Here is a 13,924-nt window from a genome sequence, read left to right on the forward strand (position 1 = left end):
GGCTCCGCCCTGGATCGCCAGGCGCTCGCAACTGGAAAAAGGTGGGGTGCGTGCTATAATAAAACGCTAACTATTGCAACTGTTGAAACGATTTTCGGTTCAATCGGACGCGTGGTGTTTCAGTTAGCGAGGCCCATGGATTTGTGCCTGCAGGATGATGTAAGGTAACAAAACTTTATTTTTAACCATCGTAAAGTTAGTCGTTGTGACATCGAAAGCGCCTGTGCCAACCAAGAAACCCGAAACCAACGTGGCTGCGAAACCCACGAGAGCGTCTGCCGCCAAGGCGGACAATTCGCAAGACAAGGCCGAGGTTCGTACGGCGAACCCAGCGCCTGTCAGCCAGACGACCGATGCGGCCACCCTGGCCGCGATCGATACGTCGGGCTACGTCCTGCCTTCCGTCAAGGTGCCGGGACGCCGGGGTCGCAAGCCGAAAGAATTCACTCCCGAAAACGACGAGATCGCCGCGTTGAACGCGGTCGAGCGCGCTGAACTGAAGGCGGCGGACAAGGCCAAGGCCAAGGACCGCAAAGCCAAGGAGAAGGCGCTGCTCAAAGACGCGTTCTCGTCCGATACCGAGGCCAGCGAAGAAGAGCTCGAGCTGCGCCGCAACAAGCTCAAGGCCCTGATCAAGTCGGGCAAGGAGCGCGGCTTCCTCACGTATTCCGAGATCAATGACCACCTGCCCGAGAATATCGTCGATCCGGAAGCGATCGAAGGCATCATCGGCACCTTCAACGACATGGGCATCGCCGTGTACGAACACGCGCCGGATGCCGAAACGTTGCTGCTGTCTGACAATGTGCCGAACGTCACGAGCGACGATGAAGCCGAGGCTGCGGCCGAGGCGGCGCTGTCGACGGTCGATTCCGACTTCGGTCGCACCACCGATCCGGTCCGCATGTATATGCGCGAGATGGGCTCGGTCGAGCTGCTGACACGCGAAGGCGAGATCGAGATCGCGAAACGCATTGAAGATGGCCTGAAGGACATGATCCAGGCGATCTCCGCGTGCCCGGTGACCATCGCCGAGATCATCGACGCCGCCAACAAGATCGAGCGCGACGAGATCAAGATCGACGAGATCGTCGACGGCATGGTCGACCCGGAGGAAGGCGAAGACACGTCGCCGAGCGCCGTTGTCCCGGCCGCGACCGATTCCGACGACGATGAGGAAGACGAGGAAGAAGAGGAAGAGGAAGAAGAGGAAGAAGAAGCCTCGACCGGTACCGGCGCCGCCGCGGGTTACTCGGCCGAGCAGCTCGAAGCCCTCAAGCAATCCGCCCTCGGCAAGTTCGACGAGATCGGCCAGCAATTCGACAAGATGCGCAAGGCGTTCGAGAAGGACGGCTACAACTCGAAAGCCTACGTCAAGGCGCAGGAAGCGATCTCGAACGAGCTGCTGGGCATCCGCTTCACGGCCAAGGTCGTCGAGAAACTGTGCGACACGCTGCGCGGCCAGGTCGACGAAGTACGCCACATCGAGAAGCAGATCCTGGACGTCGCGGTGAACCGCTGCGGCATGCCGCGCGCCCACTTCATCAAGGTCTTCCCGGGCAATGAAACGAACCTGGAATGGGTCGACGGCGAAGTCAACGCCGGCCACGCCTACAGCGCCATCCTGGGCCGCAACATCCCGACGATCAAGGAACTGCAGCAACGCCTGATCGACCTGCAAGCGCGCGTCGTGCTGCCATTGCCAGACCTGCGCAACATCAACCGTCAAATGGCGGCTGGTGAGATGAAGGCTCGCAAGGCCAAGCGCGAAATGACCGAGGCGAACTTGCGTCTGGTGATTTCGATCGCCAAGAAGTACACGAATCGCGGCCTGCAGTTCCTCGACCTGATCCAGGAAGGCAATATCGGCCTGATGAAGGCGGTGGACAAGTTCGAGTACCGTCGCGGCTATAAATTCTCGACGTATGCGACGTGGTGGATCCGCCAGGCGATTACCCGTTCGATCGCGGACCAGGCGCGCACGATCCGTATTCCGGTGCACATGATCGAAACGATCAACAAGATGAACCGGATCTCGCGTCAGATCCTGCAAGAGACCGGCGCGGAACCGGATCCGGCGACGCTCGCGATCAAGATGGAAATGCCGGAAGATAAGATTCGCAAGATCATGAAAATCGCGAAAGAGCCGATTTCCATGGAAACGCCGATCGGTGACGACGACGATTCGCATCTGGGCGATTTTATCGAGGACAACAATACGCTGGCGCCGTCGGATGCTGCGCTGCATGCGTCGATGCGTGGGGTGGTGAAGGATGTGCTTGATTCGTTGACGCCGCGTGAGGCCAAGGTGCTGCGCATGCGTTTCGGGATCGAGATGTCGACTGACCACACGTTGGAAGAGGTGGGCAAGCAGTTTGACGTGACGCGTGAGCGGATTCGCCAGATCGAGGCGAAGGCGTTGCGCAAGCTGCGTCATCCATCGCGCTCGGACAAGCTGAAGAGCTTCCTCGAAGGCAGCAGCTGATTGTTGTTGGTCAAGACTTGACGTACGCGCAGTAAAGGCAATATGCTCTCGCCACTTCGCTCATCCGGTTTTACATTGATGAGCCGGTGGCGAGTTCTACTTCCACCGTTCCAGTTTCTGGGCCTCTAGCTCATGCTTGGTTAGAGCAGCGGACTCATAATCCGTTGGTGCCGTGTTCGACTCACGGGAGGCCTACCAATAAAATCAAGGGCTTACGTTGCTGTGCGTTCTTGAGTTCCTTAATGCCTGATGGCTGTGTAGGCGCTATGTAGGCATTTTCTTTCTCTCTTCCGTTCTCCTTGTGTCAAGCAATCCTGGAAGAAGCGGCTGCGCAGTTCTTAAGCATGTTCGTTACTGCCGCAAGATAACCAAAAACTGGAATAACAGGTTGCGCTGGGATCGTTGCTCTCTTGAATAATTTCCGTGCGGAGAGGAACGGCCCGGCCTGTTCCGGCATTGCAGTTGCGTCCAAATTCGGTCGCACATATGAAAACTTTGTACTATCCTATTGCCTTTTACCAAGTAAATTGGCCTGGCGATGACCAAAAACAGCAGTGAAAGCGAAATCCTAACGATCAAGGAAGTCGCCGAATACCTGAAGGTCACAGAGCGGACGATGTATCGGCTCGCAGCTGCTAAGGGCATCCCTTGCTTCAAGGTCGGCGGGACGTGGCGTTTGCGGCAAACCGACATTGATGCTTGGATCACTGCAATCTCGAACGATGCGGAGGGAACGCATTGATCTCCGCCTACCATGCCAAATACTATGCCTACGAGCTGACGCGGCGACACGCCGCAGATGGCGTAGCTCGGCTGTCCCAATCGCTGTTCGATGCCAGCGTTGATCTCAACCCGCATCAGATTGAGGCAGCGCTATTCGTCCTTCGGAACCCATTGCAGGAAGGCGTGCTGCTGGCTGACGAGGTGGGTCTGGGGAAGACCATCGAAGCCGCGCTGGTGGTTTGTCAGTACTGGGCGGAGCGTCGTCGTCGGCTGCTGGTCATATGCCCGGCCAGCCTGCGCCAGCAATGGGCGCAGGAGCTGCACGACAAGTTCGCTGTGCCCACCACCGTGGTGGATGCCGTTTCTCTGCGCAAGCAGTCTGCTGGCGACATGCTCGCCACCCTGCAGCGGCTGGTTGGCAAGTCGGTCGTGATCATGTCCTACCAGTTTGCGGCCAAACTGGAAGCTGAGCTACGTGCCGTGCCCTGGGATGTGGTGGTTATCGACGAGGCGCACAAGCTCCGCAACGCTCACCGCGCCAGCAACCGTACTGGGCAGGCGCTCAGACGCGCACTACAAGGGCGCAAGAAGCTGCTTCTCACCGCCACGCCGCTGCAGAACTCGCTGATGGAGCTGTACGGCTTGTCTACGCTGATTGACGAGCACCTGTTCGGCGACGAGACTGCCTTCCGCAAGCAGTTCATGAACAGCGGGACGGGCCTTGACGAACTGCGTGGGCGTCTCGCCAGCTTCGCCAAACGCACACTGCGCCGCGACGTGCTGGAATACATCAAGTACACCGAGCGCAAGGCCCTCACCCAGCCGTTCATCCCCACCGACGACGAGCAGGCGCTGTACGAGCGCATCTCGGCCTTTCTGCAAAAGGAAGACTCGTACGCGCTGCCCAAGCAGCAGCGCCACCTCACAGCACTGATATTGCGCAAGCTGTTGGCCTCCAGTTCGCACGCCGTTGCTGCCACGTTGGTCACCATCCGCGAGCGACTGCAGGGCTTGCTCACTGTAGACAAAACGGAAGACGACGGCAGCCAACTGGTCGAACAGCTCATTGCCGAGGACGACTTGGAGCAGGACTATCTGGAAGAGGAAGCCAGCGAGGCCGACGAAGACGCTAAAGCCTCAACGCCCACGCCAGTGGAAGACAATAAGACGGGCGCGGCAAAAGATGCGCATGTCGTCCGCGCTGCTATCAGCGCCGAGATCGCGGAGCTGACCGCATTCGTCGATGCCGCGCAAGCACTGCAAACCGACACCAAGGCGCAGGCGCTACTGAAGGCGCTTAGCTTGGGCTTCAGCAAGATGGCCGAGCTGCGCGCGCCACGCAAAGCCATCATCTTCACAGAGTCCAAGCGCACGCAAGAGTACCTGCACCGCTTTCTCGCCGCCAACGGCCACGCGGGCAAGTTGGTTCTGTTCAGCGGCACTAACAATCATGAAGACTCTACCGACATCTACCAGCGCTGGTTGGAATTGTACAAACGCACGGATCGCGTCACCGGGTCGCCGCAAGTAGATCGCCGTACCGCGCTGATCGACCATTTCCGTAAGGACGACGGCACCGGCGCGGAAATCATGATCGCCACCGAAGCAGCTGCCGAAGGTGTTAACCTCCAGTTCTGCGCGCTCATCATCAATTACGACCTGCCGTGGAACCCGCAGCGAGTCGAGCAGCGCATTGGCCGCTGTCATCGCTACGGCCAGCGTTTCGACGTGGTAGTCATTAACTTCCTCAACACCCGCAACCAGGCTGATCAGCGCGTGCTGGAACTGCTCACTGAGAAATTCAACTTGTTCTCCGGCGTGTTCGGTGCGAGCGATGAAGTGCTGGGCCGCATTGAAGGCGGCCTCGACTTCGAGAAACGCATCCTTCAGATCTACGAAACCTGCCGCCAGCCCGAACAGATCGAAGCCGCTTTCAATGCCCTGCAAGCGGAGCTGGAAGAAGTCATCGTGGACCGCATCAAAGACACCCAGTCCCAACTGCTAGAGAACTTCGATGAGGACGTTCACGACCGCCTCAAACTGCGTCTTCAAGATGCCGAAGCGCGGCTCGACAAACTGGGGCGCTGGTTCTGGGGTGTCACCTGCTTTGCGTTGGACGGCCGCGCGCGCTTCGACGAGCAGTCCTACGCGTTCTCTCTGAGCACGCCACCGTCCGGCATCGCCACAGGCCGCTATCAGCTCATTCGCGCCAATATTCAACATCAAGCGCAGCCGGACATGCTGGCGCACGCTTACCGCCTCAGCCACCCGCTCGGGGAGTGGAGCATTGATACCAGCCTGAATGCAGAAACGCCCATCGCCACCTTGAAGCTCGACTACAGCAAACACGGCGCACGGGTTTCGGTCATCGAGAGACTGCGCGGTATGTCCGGTTGGCTGACGCTGGTCTGTCTCAAAGTCACCGCCTTCGAGACCACCGAGGCGCTGCTGTTCTCCGGTCTCGCTGATGATGGTCAAGTGTTGGATCAGGAAGCCTGCGAAAAGCTGATGGCCATTCCAGCAGCAGACAAACCTACCCCTTTGTGCACCGCCGTGCCCGAGGCACTGCTGGCTAACAGCCAGCGCGCACTCAAAGCCACCACTGCCCAGGTCCTGGAAGCCAATCAGCGCCTTTTTAATGGAGAACGAGACAAGTTGGAACGGTGGGCCGACGATAAGTTGCTGGCCGCAGAGGAAACCCTGAAAAACATCAAGGCACGCATCGCACAGTTAAAGCGCGACGCTCGCAAAGCTGTCACCTTGCAGGAGCAAGACAGCATTCAGCGCGATCTGTCGGAGTTGGAGCGCCAGCAGCGCAAACAGCGCCAACAAATTTTTGATGTGGAAGACGAAATCATTGCCCGGCGCGATGAACTGATTGAAACGCTACATCAGCGGATGCAGGAAAAAACCAAAACTCGAACACTTTTCACCCTGCGTTGGCAGTTGGTGTAAACGAAACAAACCATAGGATCAAAGGACATTGCATATGGCAGAAAATAATATTGAACTAGGCTACAGCCCCGATGCACTAGCCGAGCGCCAAGCCAAACTATTGGCTCTGCTGCGCCAGACCGCGCCAGAAGTCATCAGCGACAACCAAATTAACATTGAGAAGCTCAAAGAGCTGATCGGCCAGGATCACATTGCCCCAGCTGAACACTACGAGCTTTTATGGGCAGGCAAAGCCGCCGCCCGGCGCGAAATCCAGAAAGCCACCAGCCACACCCTGCTGCCCGCCGTCAGCAACCCGCCGCAAGCGCCGCATATGTTGATCGAGGGCGAAAACCTCGAAGTGCTGCGCGCATTGCAAAAGTCCTACCACGGCAAGGTCAAGATGATCTACATCGACCCGCCGTACAATACCGGCAACGACAGCTTTGTCTATCCCGATGATTATTCCGAAACGCTCGATGAGTATTTAAAGCGCACGGGCGAAAAAAACGAAGAGGGGTATCTGAATAAACAAAGCTTGTGGAAAAAGAATACGAAGGAAAGCGGTCAATATCACAGCGCCTGGTTATCAATGATGTATCCGCGCTTATATTTGGCGCGGAATTTGTTATGTGATGATGGTGTTGTGTTTGTCAGTATTGGCGATGACGAACTGCAAAATACACTACTTTTGCTTGACGAAATATTTGGGCAGGAAAACAAGTGCGCCACATTTACATGGAAATCTAGAGCAAAACCTACGAATGCAGGCGAAGCGAAGTACAGGCCGCAGAAAGTTGCAGAATATGTTCTCTGTTATGCAAAGAGGAATGGGGGTTCGCTGAAATTCAATGTAACCAGTGCTAAAGAACGTGTTTATCCGCATAAAGATGAAAAAGGGCAGTACAGAACAACAACAATCCTAACCTCGAACAGAGGAATGTTTAAACGTGAAACTATGAGGTTTGAAATTGCGGGATTCAGACCTGGCGATGATCAAAGATGGAAGGCTGGCTTCGATGAAATAAGTAAATATCATTCAGAAGGTCGCCTCGGTTTTAACGACGAAGGATTGCCGTTTCTGAGGCACTATGAAGATGATGAAAGCGAAGCACTGTATCCGCTTTATACCTTTGTTGATCCCGACCTAACAGGAACAGCCGAATCTGGAAAAAGCGATTTAAATTCGTTGATTGGAACGAATCACGGCTTTGACACGGTCAAGCCTGTAAATCTATTGCGTTATTTGATCGCATCATCAACAGATACAAATGATATTATTTTAGATTTTTTCGTAGGTAGCGGAACAACGGCACAAGCAGTTATGGAGCTCAACCTCGAAGGCGGCGGCAACCGCCAGTGCATTTGTGTGCAAATGCCCGAAGCTCTAGACGCGACCAGCGAAGCCTTCAAAGCAGGCTATCGCACAATTGCAGACATTACCCGCGCCCGTATCGACAAGGTGATCGCCAAACTTAAGGCCGAGCATCCCGACAAAACCACCGATCTGGCGTGTGCTCAGTTCACCTTGGCGCCTTCCAATTTCAAGGTGTGGCGCGGCGATGTAAGTGACGCGGCTGCGTTGCGTGAAACGCTCGATCTGTTCCAGAGCGCCGAGAAAAGCGGCCATGCGCCTGAAGCAACGGATGCTCAGACAGCGATGCTCGCCGAGTTGTTGTTGAAGCACGGCTTGGGTGCGTTGGGCGTGCACGCCATCAGCAAGCCAGTGCAACTCGCCGGGCTGACTGTGCATCGGGTGTTGATGTACAACGACAAGCAGCTCTGGCTGTGCTTTGCGCCTTACACCTCGGCTTTGAAGGACGAGATCGTCAAGGCGCGGCCGGCGCAGGTAGTGTTGCTGAATTCCTGCTTTGTGGGCGACAAGGCCGACGAGCTGCTATCCAACCTGCAGCTGGAATTGGCAGGGCTGGATATTGGCCTGTCTGTAATCTGAAGGGCCGCATTATGACTCGAACTATGAAGTTGCAGTTCTCGCATCAGGCCTACCAGAAGCGTGCGGTAGAAGCGGTAGTGCAAGTGTTTGATGGGCAGCCTTTGGCCAAGTCGGATTTCTCGCTGGCGGGGCAAGCCGCCAGCGTGGAGTATGCCAGCGACGGTAGCATTGGCAACGCGCTAAAGCTTTCGGACGAAACTTTGCTGGCCAATGTGCAGAAGGTGCAGCAAGCCAATAGCGTGACGGTGTCGGCCGCGCTAGTGACGTCTGTGTCTGACAACGGCAAAGAACAGTTTTGCCCGCTGAACTTTACGCTGGAGATGGAGACCGGGACCGGCAAGACCTATACCTTCATCAAGACAATGTACGAGCTGAACAAGGTGTATGGGTTCAGGAAGTTTGTGATCGTGGTGCCCAGCGTGGCGATTCGTGAAGGCACGATGAAAAACTTGCAGGTCACGCGCGAGCATTTTGCGCTGGATTATGCCAATGTGCCGTGTGTGCCGATGCTGTTTGACAGTGGAAAGCTCAGCGACTTGCGCCACTTTGCGCAAAGCGATGCACTCAGCGTGCTAGTGATCAATATCGACAGCTTCACGAAAGACAGCAATAAGATTAACCAGAAGGGTGAGCGGGCATTTGCGCCGATCGAATACATCAAGGCGGTGAATCCAATCGTGATCGTGGATGAGCCACAGAACTTTGAAACCGACATCCGCCGCCGTGCCCTGATGGAGCTGAACCCGCTGTGCACGCTGCGCTACTCCGCCACTCACAAGAACCCCTACAATCTGCTGTATTCGCTGAACCCTGTGCAGGCTTACGACCTCGGCCTGGTTAAGCAGATTGAGGTGGACGGCGTGCTGGCCGACGATAGCCATAACCATGCCTTCATTAAGCTACTCGGCATCGATGCGAAAGCGAAGGGCATTAGCGTCAAGGTGAGCATCGATGTCAACGAGAAGGCCGGCGTAAGGCGCAAGGAGCTCACGTTGAAGCTGGGCGACGACCTGCTCGAAAAATCCAAGGGCCGCGATGTATATGCCGATGGTTACATCCTCAACGAAATCCGCGCAGAGGATGAGGAGATCGAGTTTTCGGGCGGGCGGGTGCTGAGCCTGCACGCGCAGCAAGGTGGGCTGGAAGAGGACGTGATGCGCTTTCAGATAGAGCGCACGGTCGCCGCTCACTTCGCTAAGCTGAAGAACCTGAAAGGCATTGGCGTCAAAGTGTTGAGCCTGTTTTTCGTCGACAAGGTGGCCAACTATCGCGCTTTTGATGCAGACGGCAATTCGGTGTCGGGCAAGTTCGCGGTGTGGTTTGAAGAAGCCTTTAACAAGTACGCCAGCATGCCAAAGTACAAGGGCTTGATCCCCCACGCCGCGAGCGCCGTGCACAACGGTTATTTTTCTGGCGACAAAAAGGGAAAAGGCGCGGCTGCCAAGACCATCTGGGTGGACACTAAGGGCAATATTGCCAAGGACGATGACACTTACGCCCTTATTATGAAAGAAAAGGAACGTTTGCTGAGTGTCGATGAGCCCTTGCAGTTCATCTTCAGTCACTCAGCGCTGCGCGAAGGTTGGGACAATCCGAATGTGTTCCAGATTTGCACGCTGAACGAAAGCCACAGTGCCCTGAAAAAGCGTCAGGAAATCGGCCGTGGCCTACGTCTCTGCGTGAACCAGAAGGGCGAACGGGTTCAAGACAAGCGCGTCAATGTACTGACTGTGATTCCGAATGAAAGCTACGAAGCCTTTGCCAAAGCACTGCAGACCGAAATCGAGGAAGAAACCGGTGTAAGCTTTGACAAGCGCGTGAAGAACGCCCGCGCCAAGGCACGGGTGAAACGCAAAACGCTCAGTGCAGAAGAAGAGGCGCTGTTCAAGGCGATCTGGCAGAAGATCAGCTACCAGACGCGCTACAGCGTCAAGCTCGATACTCCAGAGTTGATCAAGCAGTGCGTCGAAGCGCTGGCGGATGTGAATCAGTACCCCAAGGTTCAGCCGCCAAAAATCCGCGCCCTGAAGGCCAAGATTGTCATGCGCAAGGATGGGGTGAGTGGCGTGGAAGTCGGCACGGATAGGTCTAATGCTCAACAGGAAGAGATTACTGTTCCCGATGTATATGCCTACATCCAGAACCGCGTACATTTATCCCGCGCATCTGTCTTTGCGATTCTGGATGGGTCGGGCAGGCTTGGCGAATTGTTGATCAACCCGCAGGCGTTTCTCGATACCGCTATAGCAGCGATCAAGAATTGCCTGCAAGCGTTGCTGGTGAAAGGGATTGAATACCACCAGATCAATGGCCGTCGCTATGAAATGGCGCTGTTCGATGAAGAGCTGGAAACCTATCTGAGCAGCATTTACCCGCCTGCAAATGACGAACTGACAACGCCGATCTGCAAAACCCTGCTTGAAGCCCAGCCGGTTGATGAAGGCAAGAACCCCGTGGGTGATGCTTTCAGTTGCGTGCTGAGCGAAAGCGAGCCGGAAAGCAAATTCGCACACGATTGCAGCATCGACGAGCGAGTGAAGTTTTTCTTCAAGCTGCCCGGTGAGTTCAAAATCGCAACCCCGCTGGGAACCTATAACCCGGATTGGGCTGTGGTGTTTGAAAACGACGCCCGCGTTTATTTCGTCGCGGAAACCAAGTCTAGTACGGTTACGGGCGAGCGGAGGAGTAAGGAAAACCTGAAGATCGAATGTGGCCGCGAGCACTTCAAGCTGATGTCGGACGTTGTTTTTAAGGATGTCAAGACGCTGGAACAGCTTATTGTCTAGGGGGAAAGGGTGGGGCGAGCATGATCTGTCAATGACGTCAACTTGAAAACGTCATCAGCCTAGTGATCAATCGCTCAGCCTGCTCGACCATCATCCTGACCTTACGCAAGCACATAATAGCTAAACTACTCGAAAGCATAAGCGCACGCCTGCTCCCTCGGGCAAACGTGCGCTACCTCGACTAGACCGCTGAGTGGACTGCCACTACTGGGGTAAACATTTCTGACCTATTTTGGCGTCGAGGCCGTTAATGGACACTAACTACTGTGCTAACCGTTCAAGTGCTAACCGCGCTTGTCGGCTTCACGATCCGCATTACGCTTGCCCGGGAGATACAGTATTCCTTGGCCAGCGCGCTAATTGACTATCCAGCTAGATGTCGCTTGGCCATCGCTATGCGTTGCCCTTCGGTCGTGCTGGTGGGTCGCCCCAAAATCTTGCCCTCCGCCTTGGCACGCGCAAGGCCAGACTGGGTACGCTCCACCAAAAGGTCACGCTCCATCTCGGCGACGGCTGCCAGCATTTTCAGCACCAGCTTACCCACCGTGCTAGCGAGGTCGAGCTTGCCAAGCTGCAAGATAATCACTTCGATGCGCCGCGCCGCCAGGATCTCGATCGTGGTGCCGACGTCTTTCGCATCTCTACCAAGTCGGTCCAGTTTTGTGACCACCAAAGTCTCGCCGTCCCGGATTTTGCCAAGCATTTCGGCGAACTCCGTGCGTTGAAACGCCGACACTTTCCCGACACCCCCTCATCCGCAAACCGATATTCGACCGCGTAGCCGGCCGCTTCGATTTCGCGACGCTAGTTCTCCGTAGTCTATTCCTTGGTACTGACCCGAGCGTATCCGAAAACCGCCATTTTTCACTCCCGCATTGTTAGTAAGTGTTCAATAACCACCATATCATATATGAACATGTTCAGAAAATAATATTATTATTTTTTTAACATCTCATGAGTATGGATTTTCGAGTGTTCAAAAATGGTAATTTATGGACAGCCAGATCGCCGAATTTGGTATGCAATGAGCATTGACAGTCAGCGAATAGTTTCATAGTATGTTGCATTGAATGCAATCTTTATTGCATTCGATCTATGATGAAACTTGGAGATCAAGATGAATTTTGGAGATGGCGAACGAGCCTATCTACAGGAGATGCGGATGATCTCGACTGACAATGCCGGGAATGAAATATTTGTAGGATTGACCGTCGAAGAATCAGCCGAGTATTACACATTTACGCGATTGAATCAGCGGCCCGATAGGGGCCATGAAGGTAAGGGTCGTTATCTTGAACTTCACGAGAAGCATGAGAGAACGCGTCTAGCTATATTAGGTGCTGAGGTATCGGCGCGGCACGATACATCGCCAAGGCATTAGCAGATGCTTCAAGTCGTAGCAATCGTGATTGGTGGCTAGCCTTAGAACTGAACGCGAAGACGAAAACAATCGATAGGATGTCAGCACATGGCCCAAGAGGCGATTAGTAAGTTCTTCAAACGATTAGGGTTTCCATTGAACAATGATCGCAACTCCTGGGGGGCGGTCAGCGGCGACGCTATTCTGCTTCGGACATGGAGTGACGAGTTCACACGAGTTGATCGTCGGGTTATTGTTTTGAAGGATTATAGGAAACCGGGAGGAACAACGTCTGTTGGATTGAACGAACGAAAGGAACATCTGCGTGCGTTGTGGAAGGGCGGAAATCCTGGTTATGTGGTCATCATCACACCCGCTCCCAGCGACACAGATGGCACCCGTAAGATTGGTCCATTCCGCAACGATGTGGTATTCCCAATCGAACGTCTGGTTGAAGAGGGGAGCATCTTCGCCGTTTTAGGTGCCCCAGTGCCTATTAGCACACTAGAACAAGATATGCAGACTCGTAGAGTCGCAATCAATGAAGCTGAAGTTCCTGCCGCGCTACTTCCGAAAGCCAAGGGTGAGCCGGATGACGCTGACGCAAAGCGTGCGTTTAAGGCTGCAGAAATACGCGATTACTTGATCTATGCAGCCTCTAGAAAGACGAAAATTAGATATGGGGAACTTTTTGCCGCATTCGATCTGAACTTTCGTACCCTCACACCCTTCCTTAGAACGGTAGGGCGTGGCTGTGTTGATAGCGGCGAGCCGATACTGACGTCAATCGTTGTATTGGCGAATGGGAGATGCGCGGGTGGATTTGACAGTGAATTCGGCGTGAATGAGGAAGCTGAGCGCGCAAGGGTTTTCGGACACTGGGCTCCTGTCTCAGCCGCTCGCGCCGGAACAGAGTGGACTGACGAGGAGCTAAGTGCGCTGGTATCTCTTTACAGAGAGATGATGCAACTTGATGTCTCTGGTATCCCTTTTAGCGAGAGGAGCTACTGCCAGCAGCTTGCAGATCGCTTCGGTCGAGACGATGGAAGCTACTCGCACTACATGCAGAACATCTCTTACCTGCTTGATCAGCGAGGGCTGGCATGGCTGAAAATGATAAATCCACGAAGGAACGTTAGCACTGAGGACGAGTCCCGCTTGCTTGCGTTTCTTGAGGAATTATTCAATGAGTTGACACCACCTTTGGCCCTCCCCGAAGAGGTTGGTGACCATCCTATGATTATTGAAGGTGCGAAGAAGCAAATCGTCGTCAATGCCTATGAGCGCGATCCAACCGCCAAGCCGCGGTGCATCAGACGTTGGGGAACCATCTGTTGTGTATGCGATTTCGACTTCGGGGCCGTGTACGGCGAACTCGGCGAAGGCTTCATTCACGTCCATCACTTAAATCCCATCGCATCCATCGGGGAAGAGTACGAGCTCGACCCTGAGAACGATCTTCGTCCCGTCTGCCCCAACTGCCATTCCATGCTTCATCGCAGGAAGGACACGCTCTCGATCGAAGAACTGAAGGCGCTGTTGCGTTTAAGGTTCACGAAGGCGTACCGGTAAGAGCGCTGGTTTGGCTGCTGTCCCTACAGGCAGCGCCGTCTGGTATGCCTGTCGTAAATGTAGCCAGCTCTTAGAAAAAAGCAGACCATCGCATTACCCAACTGTAAGTC

The 13,924-nt window shown here is 54.8% G+C and carries 7 protein-coding genes and 1 tRNA gene; 7 read left to right on the forward strand and 1 reads right to left on the reverse strand.

The window, feature by feature from the left end:
• The first annotated feature begins 250 nt into the window (after positions 1–250).
• From rpoD to Q9246_RS02345, 6 genes are all read left to right on the forward strand, one after another.
• Positions 251–2,485 (forward strand): RNA polymerase sigma factor RpoD, encoded by a 2,235-nt coding sequence (gene rpoD, locus Q9246_RS02320; protein WP_422802350.1) that lies wholly within the window; start codon positions 251–253, stop codon positions 2,483–2,485.
• 119 nt (positions 2,486–2,604) lie between these two features.
• Positions 2,605–2,683 (forward strand) — tRNA-Ile (locus tag Q9246_RS02325).
• A 340-nt stretch (positions 2,684–3,023) separates the two neighbouring features.
• Complete coding sequence (locus Q9246_RS02330) at positions 3,024–3,227, forward strand: helix-turn-helix domain-containing protein (RefSeq protein WP_306395169.1); 204 nt, start codon at positions 3,024–3,026, stop codon at positions 3,225–3,227.
• Positions 3,224–6,163, forward strand: coding sequence for an SNF2-related protein (locus Q9246_RS02335; RefSeq protein WP_306395171.1), 2,940 nt, complete (start codon positions 3,224–3,226; stop codon positions 6,161–6,163). Before Q9246_RS02330 ends, Q9246_RS02335 begins: the two co-directional genes overlap by 4 nt.
• 34 nt (positions 6,164–6,197) lie before the next feature.
• On the forward strand, positions 6,198–8,096 hold the full coding sequence (locus Q9246_RS02340; RefSeq protein WP_306395173.1) for a site-specific DNA-methyltransferase: 1,899 nt from the start codon (positions 6,198–6,200) through the stop codon (positions 8,094–8,096).
• A 23-nt stretch (positions 8,097–8,119) separates the two neighbouring features.
• Positions 8,120–10,882, forward strand: coding sequence for a restriction endonuclease (locus Q9246_RS02345; protein WP_306395175.1), 2,763 nt, complete (start codon positions 8,120–8,122; stop codon positions 10,880–10,882).
• A gap of 364 nt (positions 10,883–11,246) precedes the next feature.
• Here the strand turns inward: Q9246_RS02345 and Q9246_RS02350 are convergent, their stop codons facing one another.
• A complete protein-coding gene (locus Q9246_RS02350) occupies positions 11,247–11,585 on the reverse strand; it encodes a recombinase family protein (RefSeq protein ID WP_306395177.1) in 339 nt (112 codons plus the stop codon).
• Between the two features lie 765 nt (positions 11,586–12,350).
• Here Q9246_RS02350 and Q9246_RS02355 point away from each other — a divergent pair.
• Complete coding sequence (locus Q9246_RS02355; RefSeq protein ID WP_306395179.1) at positions 12,351–13,814, forward strand: HNH endonuclease; 1,464 nt, start codon at positions 12,351–12,353, stop codon at positions 13,812–13,814.
• Positions 13,815–13,924: the final 110 nt, after the last annotated feature.

The sequence above is a fragment of the Telluria beijingensis genome (genome assembly GCF_030770395.1).
GTDB classification, from domain to species: domain Bacteria; phylum Pseudomonadota; class Gammaproteobacteria; order Burkholderiales; family Burkholderiaceae_D; genus Telluria; species Telluria beijingensis.

Coding starts and splice junctions, on each gene's coding strand:
- Q9246_RS02330 (WP_306395169.1), top strand. CDS start 3,024: ATGACCAAAAACAGCAGTGAAAGCGAAATCCTAACGATCAAGGAAGTC.
- Q9246_RS02345 (WP_306395175.1), top strand. CDS start 8,120: ATGAAGTTGCAGTTCTCGCATCAGGCCTACCAGAAGCGTGCGGTAGAA.
- Q9246_RS02350 (WP_306395177.1), bottom strand. CDS start 11,585: ATGCTTGGCAAAATCCGGGACGGCGAGACTTTGGTGGTCACAAAACTG.
- Q9246_RS02340 (WP_306395173.1), top strand. CDS start 6,198: ATGGCAGAAAATAATATTGAACTAGGCTACAGCCCCGATGCACTAGCC.
- Q9246_RS02355 (WP_306395179.1), top strand. CDS start 12,351: ATGGCCCAAGAGGCGATTAGTAAGTTCTTCAAACGATTAGGGTTTCCA.